At 54.7% G+C, this 16,570-nt stretch carries 14 protein-coding genes; 6 read left to right on the forward strand and 8 right to left on the reverse strand.

The window, feature by feature from the left end; all coding sequences use genetic code 11:
* The first annotated feature begins 99 nt into the window (after positions 1 to 99).
* On the forward strand, positions 100 to 546 hold the full coding sequence (locus FFS28_RS04740) for a YccF domain-containing protein (RefSeq protein WP_006174548.1): 447 nt from the start codon (positions 100 to 102) through the stop codon (positions 544 to 546).
* A 19-nt stretch (positions 547 to 565) separates the two neighbouring features.
* Positions 566 to 2,728, forward strand: a complete 2,163-nt coding sequence (gene yccS, locus FFS28_RS04745; protein ID WP_137271899.1) for a YccS family putative transporter — start codon at positions 566 to 568, stop codon at positions 2,726 to 2,728.
* On the opposite strand, the gene FFS28_RS04750 is transcribed toward yccS, so the two are convergent.
* Positions 2,685 to 3,311: a TfoX/Sxy family DNA transformation protein gene (locus FFS28_RS04750; protein ID WP_006174546.1), complete on the reverse strand. Its 627-nt coding sequence runs from the start codon at positions 3,309 to 3,311 to the stop codon at positions 2,685 to 2,687. The two genes, yccS and FFS28_RS04750, sit on opposite strands and share 44 nt — an antisense overlap.
* Before the next feature lie 217 nt (positions 3,312 to 3,528).
* Here FFS28_RS04750 and sulA point away from each other — a divergent pair, with 217 nt between their 5' ends.
* Positions 3,529 to 4,038, forward strand: a complete 510-nt coding sequence (gene sulA / locus FFS28_RS04755) for an SOS-induced cell division inhibitor SulA (protein WP_042319464.1) — start codon at positions 3,529 to 3,531, stop codon at positions 4,036 to 4,038.
* Positions 4,039 to 4,393: 355 nt separating this feature from the next.
* The gene (gene ompA / locus FFS28_RS04760) at positions 4,394 to 5,446 is read left to right on the forward strand and encodes a porin OmpA (protein WP_127463528.1); all 1,053 of its coding nucleotides are present in this window, start codon (positions 4,394 to 4,396) and stop codon (positions 5,444 to 5,446) included.
* A gap of 64 nt (positions 5,447 to 5,510) precedes the next feature.
* Here the strand turns inward: ompA and matP are convergent, their stop codons facing one another.
* Positions 5,511 to 5,963: a macrodomain Ter protein MatP gene (gene matP / locus FFS28_RS04765; RefSeq protein WP_006174540.1), complete on the reverse strand. Its 453-nt coding sequence runs from the start codon at positions 5,961 to 5,963 to the stop codon at positions 5,511 to 5,513.
* A 186-nt stretch (positions 5,964 to 6,149) separates the two neighbouring features.
* Between matP and FFS28_RS04770 the strand changes: the two genes are divergently transcribed.
* Positions 6,150 to 7,910: an AAA family ATPase gene (locus tag FFS28_RS04770; RefSeq protein ID WP_137848928.1), complete on the forward strand. Its 1,761-nt coding sequence runs from the start codon at positions 6,150 to 6,152 to the stop codon at positions 7,908 to 7,910.
* Positions 7,911 to 7,978: 68 nt separating this feature from the next.
* A complete protein-coding gene (gene fabA, locus FFS28_RS04775) occupies positions 7,979 to 8,497 on the forward strand; it encodes a 3-hydroxyacyl-[acyl-carrier-protein] dehydratase FabA (protein WP_006174537.1) in 519 nt (172 codons plus the stop codon).
* Between the two features lie 73 nt (positions 8,498 to 8,570).
* Here the strand turns inward: fabA and rmf are convergent, their stop codons facing one another.
* The 6 genes from rmf to rlmKL form a co-directional block, all read right to left on the reverse strand.
* Positions 8,571 to 8,738 (reverse strand): ribosome modulation factor, encoded by a 168-nt coding sequence (gene rmf, locus FFS28_RS04780; protein ID WP_010429337.1) that lies wholly within the window; start codon positions 8,736 to 8,738, stop codon positions 8,571 to 8,573.
* A 254-nt stretch (positions 8,739 to 8,992) separates the two neighbouring features.
* On the reverse strand, positions 8,993 to 9,559 hold the full coding sequence (gene pqiC / locus FFS28_RS04785; protein WP_137848929.1) for a membrane integrity-associated transporter subunit PqiC: 567 nt from the start codon (positions 9,557 to 9,559) through the stop codon (positions 8,993 to 8,995).
* On the reverse strand, positions 9,556 to 11,196 hold the full coding sequence (gene pqiB / locus FFS28_RS04790) for an intermembrane transport protein PqiB (protein ID WP_137848930.1): 1,641 nt from the start codon (positions 11,194 to 11,196) through the stop codon (positions 9,556 to 9,558). The genes pqiC and pqiB overlap by 4 nt, the downstream gene beginning before the upstream one ends.
* Positions 11,186 to 12,454, reverse strand: a complete 1,269-nt coding sequence (gene pqiA, locus FFS28_RS04795) for a membrane integrity-associated transporter subunit PqiA (protein WP_137848931.1) — start codon at positions 12,452 to 12,454, stop codon at positions 11,186 to 11,188. Before pqiA ends, pqiB begins: the two co-directional genes overlap by 11 nt.
* A gap of 12 nt (positions 12,455 to 12,466) precedes the next feature.
* Positions 12,467 to 14,374 (reverse strand): ABC transporter ATP-binding protein, encoded by a 1,908-nt coding sequence (locus FFS28_RS04800; protein WP_137848932.1) that lies wholly within the window; start codon positions 14,372 to 14,374, stop codon positions 12,467 to 12,469.
* A 12-nt stretch (positions 14,375 to 14,386) separates the two neighbouring features.
* On the reverse strand, positions 14,387 to 16,495 hold the full coding sequence (rlmKL, locus tag FFS28_RS04805) for a bifunctional 23S rRNA (guanine(2069)-N(7))-methyltransferase RlmK/23S rRNA (guanine(2445)-N(2))-methyltransferase RlmL (protein ID WP_006174528.1): 2,109 nt from the start codon (positions 16,493 to 16,495) through the stop codon (positions 14,387 to 14,389).
* Positions 16,496 to 16,570 lie beyond the last annotated feature (75 nt).

Genomic DNA, 16,570 nt, shown 5'->3' on the forward strand with positions numbered 1-16,570 from the left:
TATTTTGTCTGACAGTTTAACTGCCAGTTTTAAGGTGCTCCAGCCCAAAAAACGTTACAATCACTTCGCGTTAATCATATCGAAAGGAAATGCGGGTTTATGCGTACCGTTCTGAATGTTTTGAATTTTGTCCTTGGCGGTTTTGCCACCACCCTTTCATGGCTTTTTGCCACGCTGGTGAGCATCGTGCTCATCTTCACCCTGCCGCTGACGCGCTCATGCTGGGAAATCACCCGGCTTTCATTCATTCCTTTCGGGAATGAGGCGGTTCACGTTGACGAACTGAACCCCGACGGTAAAAACGCCCTGATGAACACCGGCGGCACCCTGCTGAATATTCTGTGGTTGATCTTCTTCGGCTGGTGGCTCTGCGTAATGCATATTATTGCCGGTATCGCCCAGTGCATCACGATCATCGGCATCCCGGTTGGGATTGCGAATTTCAAAATTGCCGCCATTGCCCTGTGGCCGGTTGGGCGTCGTGTCGTCCCGGTAGAAGTGGCGCGCGCCGCGCGTGAAGCCAATGCCCGTCGTCGTTTCCAGTAAATAAGGACAGGCCGAGCTCATGCTAAGCCCACTGATTCGCCGTTATACCTGGAACAGTACCTGGCTTTACAACGCCAGGATTTTTATCGCCCTGTGTGGCACGGTCGCCCTGCCGTGGTGGCTCGATGACGTAAAGCTTACCATTCCACTCACCCTCGGCGTGGTCGCCGGGGCGCTGGCCGACCTGGACGACCGGCTGACAGGACGTCTGCGCAATTTAGTCATCACCCTGATCTGTTTTTTCATTGCTTCAGCCTCGGTTGAGCTGCTGTTTCCCTGGCCGTGGCTGTTTGCCCTGGGGCTGACGCTCTCGACCAGCGGGTTTATCCTGCTGGGCGGGCTGGGACAACGCTATGCCACTATCGCCTTCGGCGCTCTGCTGATTGCGATCTACACCATGCTGGGCGTCTCTCTTTACGATCAGTGGTATCAGCAGCCCGTTCTGCTGTTACTTGGCGCAATCTGGTACAACCTGCTGACGTTAACCGGGCATCTGATTTTTCCCGTGCGGGCGTTGCAGGACAACCTGGCGCGGAGCTATGAACAGCTTGCCCAGTATCTCGAACTGAAATCCCGGCTTTTTGACCCGGATATCGACGAAGAGAGCCAGGCACCGCTTTACGATCTGGCGTTGGCGAATGGCCAACTGGTGGCGACGTTAAACCAGACTAAAGCCTCGCTGCTCACCCGTCTGCGCGGCGATCGCGGACAGCGCGGCACCCGCCGAACGTTGCACTATTACTTTGTCGCGCAGGATATCCACGAGCGCGCCAGCTCCTCGCACGTGCAGTATGCGGCTCTGCGCGAGAAGTTCCGCTACAGTGACGTGATGTTCCGTTTCCAGCGGCTGCTGTCGATGCAGTCCCAGGCCTGCCAGCAGCTGGCGCGCTCCATACTGCTGCGTACGCCCTACCAGCATGACCCGCGTTTTGAACATGCCTTTAGCCATCTTGATGCGGCGCTCGATCGCGTGCAGGCCAGTGGAACATCGCCGGAGCAGATCAAGGCGCTCGGTTTTCTGCTCAATAACCTGCGGGCGATTGATGCGCAGCTGGCGACCATTGAATCCGAGCAGGCGATGGCCCTGCCGGGTAACGATGCCGAAAACCAGCTGGCGGACGATAGTCTGCACGGATTTAGCGACATGTGGCTGCGCCTGAGCCGCAACTTCACGCCGGAATCCGCGCTGTTTCGCCACGCGGTGAGGATGTCGCTGGTGCTGTGTGTGGGTTATGCCTTCATTCAGATAACCGGGCTGCAACACGGTTACTGGATCCTGCTAACCAGCCTGTTTGTCTGCCAGCCTAACTATAACGCCACGCGACACCGCCTTGCGCTGCGTGTTATCGGTACGCTGGTGGGCGTTGCTATCGGGCTACCGGTGCTCTATTTCGTTCCGTCCGTTGAAGGGCAACTCATTCTTATCGTCATAACGGGGGTGTTGTTCTTTGCGTTTCGAAACGTCCAGTACGCACACGCCACCATGTTCATTACCCTGCTGGTGCTGCTCTGCTTCAACCTGCTGGGTGAAGGCTTCGAGGTAGCCCTGCCGCGCGTAATAGATACTTTAATCGGCTGCGCTATCGCCTGGGCGGCGGTGAGTTTTATCTGGCCCGACTGGCGTTTTCGCAATCTGCCGCGCGTGATAGACAGGGCGATGAACGCAAACTGTCGTTACCTTGACGCCATTCTTGAGCAATATCACCAGGGGCGTGATAACCGTCTGGCCTACCGTATAGCCCGCCGGGATGCGCACAACAGCGATGCCGAACTGGCTTCCGTGGTCTCGAATATGTCTACGGAACCCCGGGCCACACCGGACATCCGGGAAACCGCCTTTCGCCTGCTGTGCCTGAACCATACGTTTACCAGCTATATTTCCACGCTGGGTGCCCACCGCGAGAAGCTGAAAAACACCGCCATCCTGAACCTGCTGGATGATGCTGTGTGCTACGTCGACGATGCCCTTCACCATCAGCCAGCCGACGAGCCGAAAGTTCAGCAGGCGCTGGATGAACTGTCCCAGCGAATTGCGCATCTCGATCCGGGAACCGACAACAAAGCTCCGCTGGTTTTGCAGCAGATAGGCCTGCTTATTGCTTTGCTGCCGGAAATTTGCCGACTGCAACAGCAGATTGCTACCTGGCGGAACGACTCTCCTGCACCTCAGGCAGTGTATTAAACCACTCCGTAAGCTCCCGGCGAATGTTCGCCGGGAGTGCCGCCTCATGCATCCCCTCAATGGCCCCTTCAAGGGCAAAAAGCACTTTGATACTCAGCGCTCGGTTTTTCGACCTGATTTTTAGCCAGCTGGTCTTTGCGCCGAGCTCCCGCAACGTCTCTTCATTCGTAATGCCGGCTTCGTAGAGCAACACTTCAATCTGGAAAGTCAGGTTAGGCAGATCCTTGAGCCGGTTTCGTTGATAGCGCAGGCTACGCTCTTTTCGTGCCGCATCCAGAGCATAAGAGGAGAGCTGAAGCAGTTTTTGCCGATCCTGCCAAAGCCCTTCATCCACGCGATAGTAATTCAGCAGGACGGGGCGGCCTCGCTTAACAAGCGTTAAGAAGGAAGAAGGATGCTTGACGCAATAGGTCGCGCTCTCCTCGCAGGCACGCAGGTAAAGTTCACCGTCTGACACCATGGCAAACACCGCATCGTCTACCGCCAGGGTGTAGCCGCCGAACAGCGCCCGATGGTGAATTTCACCCAGAGGGGAGAGATATTCCTGCGATTTATAAATCCGTTCATATGATATCTTTTTCATGATATTTCCATTAAAAATCAACTATTAACGACAAAATTTATCACTAACGGATCCGTTAGCAGGAACATAGGCAACTTATGGCTCATGAGCAAGATCATTTTTTCGGACACGCCAGGAAAGGACCAAATTTGCGAGTTGCTTTCCGAAAATGAGGTTGATCTTTATGCACACAGGGGTTACTGTATATCCATACAGTAACTACAGGGCTGGAATGAATATGTACACTTCAGGCTATGCAAATCGCTCAACATCTCTCTCAACTTCTGCTGGCGATGTCGCGCAAAATTCCACCGGTCGCGTGTCGACAGGTCTTATCAGTGAAGTGGTTTATCGTGAAGACCAGCCCATGTTAACGCAGCTGTTGCTGTTGCCGCTGTTACAACAGCTCGGACAACAATCGCGCTGGCAGCTTTGGCTGACGCCACAGCAAAAATTGAGCCGGGAATGGGTTCAGTCTGCGGGCCTGCCGCTGACCAAGGTGATGCAGATCAACCAACTCTCCCCGTGTGATACGGTTGAGTCGATGATCCGCGCGTTACGCACCGGAAATTACAGCGTGGTGATCGGGTGGCTGTCGGAAGAACTGACGGAAGAAGAGCATCATCGTTTGACCGAAGCAGCAGAAGATGGTCATGCAATCGGGTTTATTATGCGTCCCGTGCGTGCCGATTCTTATCGCAGAGGACAACATTCAGGGCTAAAAATTCACTCGAATTTGTATCACTGAGTAAATTTAAGAGTTTTCCTGGAATTTTTTTCGACACTCAGTTGTGTAAATAGTTCAAAAAGCAAAACCTGCGGCAAGGCTTGTCTGGAGCGGTTCTCGTTAATTTTACTGTACAAAATTCGTTCGTAAAATGTTAAATATTCGCTATACGGAACTTTTTTTTTCATATGCCTGACAGAGTTCACACTTGTAAGTTTTCATCTACGTTGTAGACTTTACATCGCCAGGGGTGCTCGGCCTAAGCCGAAGATATCGGTAGACTTATATTTGACCACGCCCCCCGGTGAAGGATTTAACCGTGATTTCTCCGTGGAGATCTTCATGGCAAATTTTGGATGATAACGAGGCGCAAAAAATGAAAAAGACAGCTATCGCGATTGCAGTGGCACTGGCTGGCTTCGCTACCGTAGCGCAGGCCGCTCCGAAAGATAATACCTGGTATGCAGGTGGTAAACTGGGCTGGTCTCAGTTCCATGACACCGGCTGGTACAACAGCAGCCTGAACAACGATGGCCCAACTCACGAGAGCCAACTGGGTGCAGGCGCGTTCGGTGGCTATCAGGTTAACCCGTATGTTGGTTTTGAAATGGGTTACGACTGGTTAGGTCGTATGCCATACAAAGGCGACAACGTAAATGGCGCTTTCAAAGCTCAAGGCGTTCAGCTGACCGCTAAACTGGGTTACCCAGTAACTGACGATCTGGACGTGTACACCCGTCTGGGCGGCATGGTATGGCGTGCAGACTCCAGCAACAGCATCGCTGGCGACGACCATGACACTGGCGTTTCCCCAGTATTCGCTGGTGGCGTTGAGTGGGCTATGACCCGTGACATCGCTACCCGTCTGGAATACCAGTGGGTTAACAACATCGGCGACGGTGCTACCGTTGGCGTTCGTCCAGACAACGGCATGCTGAGCGTTGGTGTTTCTTACCGTTTCGGTCAGCAGGAAGATGCGCCAGTCGTAGCTCCAGCACCGGCTCCAGCGCCAGAAGTACAGACCAAGCACTTCACTCTGAAGTCTGACGTTCTGTTCAACTTCAACAAAGCTACCCTGAAACCAGAAGGTCAGCAGGCACTGGATCAGCTGTACACCCAGCTGAGCAACCTGGATCCTAAAGACGGTTCTGTAGTGGTTCTGGGCTTCACCGACCGTATCGGTTCTGATGCCTACAACCAGGGTCTGTCCGAGAAACGTGCACAGTCTGTAGTTGATTACCTGGTATCTAAAGGTATCCCAGCTAACAAGATCTCCCCACGTGGTATGGGCGAATCTAACCCAGTTACTGGCAACACCTGTGACAACGTGAAACCTCGCGCTGCACTGATTGACTGCCTGGCTCCAGATCGTCGCGTAGAGATCGAAGTTAAAGGCATCAAAGACGTTGTAACTCAGCCAGCGGCATAAGTTAGCGTCTTATAAAAAAACCCCGCATTGCGGGGTTTTTTATTGCCTGAAGAAAGCCAAAAAACTATTTTTTGCCCAGCAGCGCCTGCAAATCGTTTTTCAACGTCGACATCTGACTGGCATACTTTTCTTTATGTTCCGCATCTTCAATCAGCTGAACCACCGTTTCCGACAGGGTTTTCCCGCGCCGCTGCGCAAGCCCCGCCAGCCGTTGCCAGACCATAAACTCCAGATCGATTGATTTTTTACGGGTGTGCTGATGCTCGGCATTAAAATGCCGCTTGCGACGCGCCCGAATCGTCTGTTTCATCCGGTTCAACAGTGCCGGGTTGATATGCTTTTCAATCCAGCCGTTAACCAATACCGGTTCGTTTTCGAGGGTCAGCAAAATATCTACGGCGTCTTGCGCCGCGCTGGCTTCGAGGTAGCAGGTGATCAACTCGCCCTCACGGTGCTTTTTGACCAGGTACTTCCATTTCCAGCCGCTTTCGAGGTTTTCCAGTTGTTGATATTTCATTGCGATCTCAGTGTTACCACGTAACTCTGTTCAGAATATCAGTTTTTTAGCAATCTGCTGAAAAGAAATCATAACCTGTGCAGCATTGCAGGAGAATCGCCTGCCGAAATCCCCATTCCCGCTTGGGAAGAGGCCTCCGCTTACGGTATACTCCACGGTTTTACATCTGACTAAAAAACATCAACTTTGACCATTACGAAACTTGCATGGCGTGACCTGGTTCCCGATACCGAGAGCTATCAGGAGCTGTTTGCACAGCCAGACCTCACAAAAGAAAACGAATTCATACTTAGCGATACACAACCGCGTTTGCATTATGCGCTGGAGCAGGTGTTAAGCCCGTGGGCGACATCTCCTTTCATGCTGCTCAAAGCCCCGGAAGAAGCCGAGTATTTGACGCTTCTGGGTGATGCCATGCGCCAGTTGCGGTCAGAAACGAACAACGTCTTTGGCGGCCACTATTGTATTGCAGGGCAACATATCACCTTCACTCCCGCTGACGAGGCGGATGGGCTTTTTGCATCGAAAGGGGATGTCATTACCGCCAACTGGGCAGAAGCAGAACAGCTCTTTGGCTGCCTCCGCCAGTTTAACGGCGAACTGACGCTTCAGCCGGGGCTGGTGCACCGCGCAAATGGCGGCGTGTTGATTATCTCGCTGCGCACCCTCCTCTCTCAGCCGCTGCTGTGGATGCGCCTGAAAACGATCGTGACCCAGCAGCGTTTCGACTGGGTGAGTTACGATGAATCACGCCCTCTTCCCGTCGCAGTGCCGTCGATGCCGCTATCCCTTACGGTGGTGCTGACCGGCGATCGTGAATCTCTGGCTGATTTCCAGGAAATGGAGCCTGAACTGGCCGAGCAGGCTATTTACAGCGAATTCGAAGATACGCTCCAGATAACCGATGCGGATGATATGGCGCAATGGTGCCAGTGGGTGATGGGCCTGGCGCAGCGTGCTTCGCTGCCAACGCCTGCTCCGGATGCCTGGCCCGGTCTCATCCGGGAAGCCGTACGCTACACCGGCGATCAGGAAACCCTGCCGCTCTCTCTGCTGTGGATCGCCAGACAGCTGCGCGAAGTGGGCGTGATAAGCGGTGACGCGGCCTTCAGCGGCGAGCAACTTTCCCAGATGCTTGCGCAGCGTGAATGGCGCGAAGGATATCTGGCCGAGCGCATGCAGGATGAGATCCTGCTGGAGCAGATCCTCGTCGAAACCGAAGGCGAGCGTATTGGGCAGATTAACGCCCTCTCCGTGATTGAGTTCCCGGGGCACCCGCGCGCGTTTGGCGAACCTTCCCGTATCAGCTGCGTTGTTCACGTTGGTGACGGTGAGTTTACCGACATTGAGCGTAAAGCAGAGCTGGGCGGGAATATTCACGCCAAAGGCATGATGATCATGCAGGCGTTCCTGATGTCGGAACTGCAGCTTGAGCAGCAGATCCCCTTCTCGGCCTCACTGACCTTTGAGCAATCCTACAGTGAAGTAGACGGTGACAGCGCTTCGATGGCGGAGCTGTGTGCGTTAATCAGCGCCCTGGCAGAAGTGCCCATTAACCAGAATATTGCGATTACGGGTTCAGTCGATCAGTTTGGTCGCGCTCAGCCGGTTGGCGGCCTGAACGAGAAAATCGAAGGCTTCTTCTCCATCTGCCAGCAGCGCGGCCTGAACGGCAAACAGGGTGTGATCATTCCTGCGCCGAACGCTCGCCATCTGAGCCTTAGCCAGGCATTGCTCGAGGCCGTAGAACAGGAGCAATTCGCCATCTGGGCCATCGAAGGCATCGAGGATGCGCTACCCTTACTGACAAACCTGAACTGGGATGGTGAAGGCCAGACAACCCTCATGCAGACTATTCAGGAACGCATCGCTCAGGCGACACAACAGGATGCACGCCATCGTTATCCATGGCCGTTACGCTGGTTAAGCTGGTTTAGTCCGAACTGATCGGACTTGTTCAGCGTACACGTGTTAGCTATCCTGCGTGCTTCACTAAAATAAGGCTTACTGAGAACATGGTAGATAAACGCGAATCCTATACAAAAGAAGACCTTCTTGCCTCTGGTCGTGGTGAACTGTTTGGCGCTAACGGCCCGCAGTTACCGGCCCCAAGCATGCTGATGATGGATCGTGTCGTGAAAATGACCGAAACCGGCGGCAACTTTGATAAAGGTTATGTTGAAGCGGAACTCGATATCAACCCGGACCTGTGGTTCTTCGGTTGCCACTTTATTGGCGATCCGGTAATGCCTGGCTGCCTGGGCCTGGACGCTATGTGGCAGCTGGTTGGCTTCTACCTGGGTTGGCTGGGTGGCGAAGGTAAAGGCCGCGCGTTGGGCGTGGGCGAAGTGAAATTCACCGGCCAGGTTCTGCCTACTGCGAAGAAAGTGACTTACCGTATTCACTTCAAACGTATTGTTAACCGTCGCCTGATCATGGGCCTGGCGGATGGCGAAGTGCTGGTAGACGGTCGTCTGATCTACTCCGCGAGCGATCTGAAAGTGGGTCTGTTCCAGGACACCTCCGCGTTCTGATTAACGCGTTGTAGCACTCCCCAGAAAGGCGAAACCTCCGCAGTGCGGAGGTTTCTTTTTTAAAGAGACGCTATCAAGCAAGTACTGCCCTGTCTCCGATGGCTTCTCGCCAGCCCCCTAACCATTGCGACCTCTGATTCAAGGTTTGATAGGGACACATTTCTTTTGAACGTCCGGCGATGCCAGCCTGATAACCACGTTGATGAGCCCTTTCCAGGCGATCTCGTTTCTGTCTCTTCATGCCTCGTTTCCCTCATTCTTTTGTCTGGTGGAAAGAAAACAGTGGTTGCAACGTATGCAAGCACAGTAAACGAATAACCCGAATCATCTTCTGCGTCAACGGTCAAAATTCATACGGATGTCATATTTGTGAACTATACGGAAGTTCATTTGTACAAAAAATGTGATGAAGGACAAGTAACAACCTGATGGTAAACCGAAAAAAAAACCGCCGTTAGCGGATGGCTGACGGCGGTTTTTGATTATGAATTTTACTTATGGAAGCCGGGCGATCTCGCGCGCGATAGCCGCCGATTCCTGTGCCCAGCCCTGGGCCAGCACTTTCACCATCTCATCATAACCATCTTTTTGCTGCTTCATTTCCAGATGGAACGGGCGCTTAATCAGCTGTCCCTGGTGATTCAGAAGCCATTCGCCACTGATCACCACGGCACCGTCATAACGGCCATGGAAGCCCGTTACCGTGACGTTCAGCGTATCCTGATCGCTTCCCAACGGCTGAGACGCGACAATCCATCCGGGAAGCTGGCTGCTCAGATTCGCCACCAGCGTGTTACGCAGCTGCTGATCCAGCGGGCTGGCCCACAGATTATTGTTGGCAATCACGTACTGGACATCGCTGGTCTGGTACACCACGCCATTACCCGCCAGATAATCCGGAACCGCTACCTGTTCTACCCACAGCAGACGGTTACCCTGTGAAGCGCTGCTTTGCGCGCCCGACTGGGCGTTCAACGGCAGCTGATAGTAACTTTTATTTTCACTCCCCGAGCTACAGGCCGTTAATACCAGCGCTCCGACAATTACCAGCCATTTTTTCATTGTTTCGCCCTCTTAGGCTCAGGATCCTTTTTATCTTTCGCTTCAAACACCAGCGCGTTGCTCTTCTCGTTGAGCGTTTTCAGAACCGGCTGGAGTTCACGCAACACCTGATCAAGACGCTGCATATCGGCCACCATCTTATTGTAGGCCGCCGATCCCGGCTGGAAGCCCTGCATGCTGCGATTCAATTCACGCAGCGTTTTCTGCATGTCCTGCGGCAGCTGCTGCATAGACTGGCTTGCAGTGATCTTGTTGATATTATCAAGCGTGGTCTGCAGACGGCGCATGGTCGCCTGGCTCTGACTCAGCGAGTTGGTCGCCGCTTCAATCATTGGGTTCAACGGCAGATTGTTAATCTTATCCAGCGTATCCATCAGACGCTGCTGGATCTGTGCCAGACCACTGCTGACCGTTGGAATGATTTTGTAGCCGCCAAATTCGCGCTGGCCGGTGATGGCAGGTGCTTTTGGATAGAAATCCATATCGACATACAGCGCGCCCGTCACCAGGTTGCCGGTCTTCAGCGAGCCGCGCAGCCCCCGGTTCATCAGCTCGGTGATATGCGCGCCGATATCCTGATTTTCGCCGATCTGGTTAATGAGACGCTCTGGCTCAATGCGAATCAGCACCGGAATGCGGTAATCGTCGTCCAGCACCTGACGCAGGCCCGGAACGAAGAACGGCACCTGTCCGACCGTACCCAGGCGGATCCCACGGAACTCAACTGGCGCACCCGGCTGCAGGCCACGAACGGAATCTTTGAAGAACATCAGGTAGTCGATGTGATCGGTATAGAGCGCATCCTGAATGCTTTTCTGATCGTCAAAGAGCCTGAAGGCGGTTTTCTCAGCAACGGGCTGGCCGATGTCGATCCCTTCTGGCACATCGAAGCTCACACCGCCGCCAAAGAGCGTGGTCAGGGATCCCATTTCAACGCGCATTCCGGCAGAGGTCAGATCCACGGCGATCCCGCTGTCCTTCCAGAAACGAACGTTGCTGGTCACCAGACGATCGTTTGGCGCATTAATAAACAGCTGATAGCTGATGGCTCGTTTTTGCGGGTCGAAGGTGCTGGTTTCAACTGAGCCAACGCGATAGCCCCGGAACAATACCGGGTCGCCAGGCGAAAGCTGCCCGGCTTTTTTGCTGTCGAGGATGACGCGAATCCCTTTTGCATCCGGTGGCGCAAGCGGCGGTGAGTCTAACAGCTGATACTGGGCAGGCTGGGTGCCTTTGCTCCCCGGCTGCAGCTCAATATAGGCGCCGGACAACAGCGTGCCTAAACCGCTGATCCCTTCTCGTCCGACCTGGGGTTTAACCACCCAGAATACGGAGTCATTATGAAGCAGCTTCTCCATCCCGGCATGTAAGCGCGCCTTGATTTCAACGTGCGTTAAATCATCCGTCAGCGTCGCGCTCTCTACCACACCGACGTCCACGCTGCGGCTTTTGATGGTGGTTTTCCCGCCCTCAATGCCTTCCGCGTTAGTGGTGATAAGCGTAACTTCCGGTCCCTGATGGCTGTAATGATAAAACAGGATCCATGCCCCGATCAGCGCGGTCACGATGGGGAAAATCCACACCGGCGACCAGTTCTTGACCTTGCGCACTTTCGCCTCTCCACTCTTATTTTCCATGCTCTAACTCTTCCTCATGGCTTGAATCTGGCTCACGATCCCACGATAAACGAGGGTCGAAGGTCATGGCCGCAAACATGGTCATAATCACGACCAACGCAAACATTAGCGCGCCCAGCGCGGGATAAATACTCATGAGTCCCCCCATACGCACCAGCGCAGAGAGCACCGCAATCACAAAGACATCGATCATTGACCAGCGCCCGACGAACTCCACCACTTCATAAATCAGGTGCATACGTTCGCTGTCGCGCTTGCCGTGCCCTTTCGCATCCCAGCACAGCCAGGCGATGGCGATCATCTTTAAGGTGGGCACCATAATACTGGCAATGAATATCACGCCAGCAACGGGGTAGGACCCCTCCCCCCACAGCAAAATGACCCCGGCAAGGATTGTCGAGGGCATTTTGTCACCGAGCAGATCGGTAATCATGATCGGCAAAATATTGGCGGGCAGATAGAGCATGATCGACGTCAACAGCAGCGCCATGGTCCACTGCAGGCTATTTTTACGCCGCACGTGCCCCGTCGTTCCACAGCGCGGGCACACTTCCCGATCGGCCAGCAGCACGGCAGTACAGCAAGAGCAGGAGCGCAGCCCCTGGCGGATACCCGGCACGCCCACCTTAACCGTCTGGTTAAGGGTGGGAGCAGGCGCGATGTCGTCCCACGTCCAGCGTCGGTCCACGCACTGAAACGCACGCAGCTGCAGCACACAATAGAGACACCAGGGAATAAAGCTGCTGCCAATCCCGACGTCGCCGTAGGCCATCAGCTTCACAAAGCTCACCAGGATCCCCGCCAGAAAAATCTCTGCCATTCCCCAGCTTTTCAGCAGGAACAGGGTTCGCGCGAGCCTGATTTTAACGGGCGTGGGCATCCGGACGCGGTTGACCAGAAGCAGGATGGCGATCAGGCAAAACGCCGGAACGATTTGGACGAATAACAGAAAGAAGGTACCGAGGCTGGCGTAATCTTCGGTGAACATCACCCCCGGTATTTCAAGTAATTTGACCTGGCTGGTCATCCCTCCCACCTTCATATAAATGAAGGGGAAGAGATTCGAGAGCACCAGCATGAACAGCGCGACAATAGCGTAGGCGGTAGGACGCTGCCTTGGCGCGTCCCACTCCGTCGTTAAGGTTGCTCCGCAGCGCGGGCACGTCGCCTTATGTCCGTGACCCAGCTCTGGTATCGCCACGAGCATATCGCATTGCGAACATAATATATGTCGGTCGGCATGGTGCTGGTCACACATTGTTGATCCCTGTTATGCGCCGTTTTTCAGTGATTCAAGGTATTCCCAGCGCTCAAACGCCTCTTCCAGCGCCTTCTCTGCCTGGGACAGGTCTGCCAGTACTTTCTGAGTATAGTCGTGAGGCTGCGTAAAGAAGGAGGCATCCGCCACCTGGGTTTGCAGCGCTTCAAGCGCCGCTTCCAGCTCTTCAAGACGCTGCGGCAATGCTTCCAGCTCGCGCTGCAGGTTATAGCTCATTTTAGCAGGTGATTTTTTTGCACTTTCTGCTTTCGCGACAGCAGGTTCTGGTACGTTTCTGGATTTCGCCTGTTTTAGCGCCAGGGACTGCGTCTGCTGTCCACGCGCATCGTGATACCCGCCCACGTACTGACCAATGCGGCCTTCGCCTTCGAAGATCCAGCATTCGGTAACGGTGTTATCAACGAACTGACGATCGTGGCTCACCAGCATGACGGTGCCCTGATAGCCGTCGATCAACTCTTCCAGCAGTTCCAGCGTTTCGACATCCAGATCGTTGGTCGGTTCATCGAGAATTAACAGATTGCTCGGTTTCAGGAACAAACGTGCAAGCAGGAGACGATTTCGTTCCCCACCGGATAGCGCGCGTACCGGCGTCATCGCCCGTTTAGGGTGGAACAGGAAGTCCTGCAGGTAGCCCAGCACGTGGCGCGGCTTGCCGTTAACCATCACTTCCTGCTTACCTTCGGCAAGGTTATCCATCACCGTTCTGTCCGGATCCAGCTCCGCGCGGTGCTGGTCGAAATAGGCCACTTCCAGCTTAGTACCGCAGTGCACGCGGCCGCTGTCAGCCTGTAGCTGGCCGAGCATCAGCTTCAGCAGCGTGGTTTTACCGCAACCGTTCGGGCCGATAAGCGCGATTTTGTCGCCACGTTGTACCTGCGCGGAGAAATCTTTCACCAGAACTTTGCCGTCGACCTGGTAATTGACATCTTCCATCTCGAACACAATCTTGCCTGAGCGGGAAGCTTCTTCTACCTGCATCTTCGCGCTGCCCATCACTTCACGGCGGGCGCTGCGCTCGTTGCGCATCGCTTTCAGCGCGCGCACGCGGCCTTCGTTACGGGTACGACGGGCTTTAATGCCCTGGCGGATCCAGACCTCTTCCTGCGCCAGCTTGCGGTCGAACTCGGCGTTTTGCAGCTCCTCAACGCGCAGGTTTTCTTCTTTTTCCAGCAGATAGGTATCGTAATCGCCAGGATAGGTCACCAGCTTTCCGCGATCGAGATCGACAATGCGGGTGGCCATATTGCGAATAAACGAACGGTCGTGCGAGATGAAGATGATCGTGCCGTTGAAGGTTTTCAGGAACCCTTCCAGCCAGTCGATGGCTTCGATATCCAGGTGGTTGGTCGGTTCGTCCAGCAGCAGTACTTTCGGGCCGCTGACCAGCGCGCGGCCGAGCGCCGCTTTACGCAGCCAGCCACCGGAGAGCGACGCCAGTTCCATGTCCGCATCCAGACCTAACTGATCCAGCACTTCGGTAATACGGCTTTCAAGCTGCCACAGCCCGTGGTGATCCAGCAGCTCCTGCAGGCGCGCCATCTCATTCAGGTTTTTCTCGCTCGGATCGGTCATCACCAGATGCGAAATTTCGTGATAGCCCTTCAGGTATTCAGCCTGTTCAGAGATCCCTTCCGCGACGAAGTCGTACACGGTCCCCGCCACGTTACGCGGTGGATCCTGCTGCAGGCGGGAAACAATCAGATCCTGCTCGTAAACGATGCGTCCGTCATCCAGACCCTGCTCACGGTTTAAGATCTTCATCAGCGTGGATTTACCCGCGCCGTTACGGCCTACCAGACAAACGCGCTCGTTATCTTCGATATGCAGTTCAGTATCGTCGAGAAGAGGCGCATCGCTGAAGGACAGCCAGGCGCCATGCATACTAATTAGTGACATTTAATTTTCCTTTCAGACCGCGGAGATTAACCAGCAGTTATGGATCTGACGATTACGGGCGAAGTCCTGAGACAGCGTTTTTTGACTGATTTCTTGTGCTTTCAGTCCCAGAGCGGCCAGGCCGTCGTGATCCATGCGGAATCCGCGTTTGTTATTCGAGAACATAATGGTGCCGCCCTTGCGCAGGAGGCGTTTCAGGTCGGTCATCAGGCGCAGGTGATCGCGTTGAACATCAAAGCTATCTTCCATACGCTTGGAGTTAGAGAACGTTGGGGGATCGATAAAGATCAGATCGAACTGTTCATGGGTGTCGCGCAGCCAGCCCAGCACGTCGGCCTGCATCAGACGATGCTGACGCCCGGTCAAACCGTTCAGGCGTAAGTTTCGCTCCGCCCATTCCAGATAGGTGCGAGACATGTCGACGGTGGTCGTGCTGCGCGCCCCGCCCAGGCCAGCATGGACGCTGGCACTGCCGGTGTAGGAGAACAGGTTCAGGAAGTCCTTACCTTTGCTCATCTGGCCCAGCATACGACGGGCAATACGGTGATCGAGGAACAGCCCGGTATCAAGATAGTCGGTCAGGTTGACCCAAAGACGGGCGTTGTATTCACCCACTTCGATAAAATCACCCTTCTCATTCATCTTCTGGTACTGATTTTTACCCTTCTGGCGCTCGCGGGTTTTGAGGACCAGCTTGTTAGGGGCAATACCCAGCACGCTGATGGTCGCCGCGATCACGTCCAGCATACGCTGACGCGCTTTCTGTGCATCAACAGTTTTAGGCGGGGCATATTCCTGAACGACTACCCAGTCCGCATAGCGGTCTACCGCGACGTTATATTCCGGCAGATCGGCATCGTACAGGCGATAACATTCAATGCCTTCCTGTTTCGCCCACTTTTCAAACTTCTTCAGGTTTTTACGCAGACGGTTGGCGTAATCTTCCGCCACGCCGGAAGGCTTGCTGTCCGCCGTTTTCTCTGCCAGATGGTAGTTTTTCTGCACACAATCCAGCGGACCGTTTTTGGCCTTAAACTGGCGATCGGCACGCAGCTGCAGGCAGCTTAACAGCTCAGGCGAGGCGCTAAACAGCGACAGGTTCCAGCCGCCGAAGTGGTCTTTCATGTTGCGACCGAGCAGGCTGTGCAGGGCAATCAGCGCCGGTTCGCTGTCAAGGCGCTCACCGTATGGCGGGTTGCTGATAACGGTGCCGTACGGGCCTTTTGGCAGCGGATTGGTCAGGTTGGCAACGTCTTTTACCTCGAAGGTCACCAGCTCGCCGATACCTGCACGGCGGGCGTTGCTGCGCGCGCGTTCAATAACGCGTGCGTCGCTGTCAGAGCCGTAGAAATGGGAGGTGTATTCTGCCAGGCCTTTACGCGCACGGGTCTGCGCATCGGCTTTCACCTCTTTCCAGATCGCCTCGTCGTGCTGTGCCCACCCTTTGAAGCCCCAGTGGCCGCGGTGCAGCCCTGGCGCACGGTCGGTTGCCAGCATGGCCGCTTCAATCAGCAGCGTACCGGAACCGCACATCGGATCGAGCAGCGGGGTACCCGGTTGCCACCCAGAGCGCATAACAATGGCGGCGGCGAGGGTTTCTTTAATGGGTGCCATACCGGTGCTGTCGCGGTAGCCGCGCAGGTGTAAGCCCGCTCCGCTCAGATCGAGAGAGATGCTGGCGGTGTCGCCATTGAGCCAGACGTTGATCCGCAAATCGGGATTTTCACGATCGACGTTCGGACGTTCCTTATTTTTACGGGTGAAACAGTCCACGATGGCGTCTTTCACGCGCAGGGCACCGTACTGGCTGTTGCGGATCTCATCGTTGACGCCGTTAAAGTGCACCGCAAAGGTTGCGTCAGGGGAGAAGATCTCTGTCCAGTCGATCATCTGAACGCCGGTATAGAGGTCGAGATCGCTGTAGACCTTGCACTCTTTCATCGGCAGCATGATGCGCGACGCCAGACGGCTCCACATCAGGCTCTGGTAAATAAGCCGCGTGTCGCCCTCGAAATGGACACCACCCTGAACCACCTGACACGCTTGCGCGCCTAAGGCTTCCAGTTCAGTTTTTAACAGCTCTTCCAGCCCACGGGCCGTACTGGCAAACAGAGAATTCATATCGTCACTTTTACTCTTAGAAAATTGTCGCGCATTATAGCTAATATGGCGTGTATGTCATAAAGTTGAAGGCTT

Origin of the sequence: Enterobacter sp. 2VL, from assembly GCF_005503595.1 — a bacterium.
Lineage (GTDB): Bacteria > Pseudomonadota > Gammaproteobacteria > Enterobacterales > Enterobacteriaceae > Enterobacter > Enterobacter cancerogenus.

Excerpts from the sequence above, each read along its gene's own strand:
- yccS (WP_137271899.1), top strand. The coding sequence starts at position 566 with ATGCTAAGCCCACTGATTCGCCGTTATACCTGGAACAGTACCTGGCTT.
- rmf (WP_010429337.1), bottom strand. The coding sequence starts at position 8,738 with ATGAAGAGACAGAAACGAGATCGCCTGGAAAGGGCTCATCAACGTGGT.
- FFS28_RS04800 (WP_137848932.1), bottom strand. The coding sequence starts at position 14,374 with ATGTCACTAATTAGTATGCATGGCGCCTGGCTGTCCTTCAGCGATGCG.
- pqiC (WP_137848929.1), bottom strand. The coding sequence starts at position 9,559 with ATGAAAAAATGGCTGGTAATTGTCGGAGCGCTGGTATTAACGGCCTGT.
- pqiB (WP_137848930.1), bottom strand. The coding sequence starts at position 11,196 with ATGGAAAATAAGAGTGGAGAGGCGAAAGTGCGCAAGGTCAAGAACTGG.
- sulA (WP_042319464.1), top strand. The coding sequence starts at position 3,529 with ATGTACACTTCAGGCTATGCAAATCGCTCAACATCTCTCTCAACTTCT.
- ompA (WP_127463528.1), top strand. The coding sequence starts at position 4,394 with ATGAAAAAGACAGCTATCGCGATTGCAGTGGCACTGGCTGGCTTCGCT.
- FFS28_RS04750 (WP_006174546.1), bottom strand. The coding sequence starts at position 3,311 with ATGAAAAAGATATCATATGAACGGATTTATAAATCGCAGGAATATCTC.
- matP (WP_006174540.1), bottom strand. The coding sequence starts at position 5,963 with ATGAAATATCAACAACTGGAAAACCTCGAAAGCGGCTGGAAATGGAAG.
- FFS28_RS04740 (WP_006174548.1), top strand. The coding sequence starts at position 100 with ATGCGTACCGTTCTGAATGTTTTGAATTTTGTCCTTGGCGGTTTTGCC.
- pqiA (WP_137848931.1), bottom strand. The coding sequence starts at position 12,454 with ATGTGTGACCAGCACCATGCCGACCGACATATATTATGTTCGCAATGC.
- fabA (WP_006174537.1), top strand. The coding sequence starts at position 7,979 with ATGGTAGATAAACGCGAATCCTATACAAAAGAAGACCTTCTTGCCTCT.
- rlmKL (WP_006174528.1), bottom strand. The coding sequence starts at position 16,495 with ATGAATTCTCTGTTTGCCAGTACGGCCCGTGGGCTGGAAGAGCTGTTA.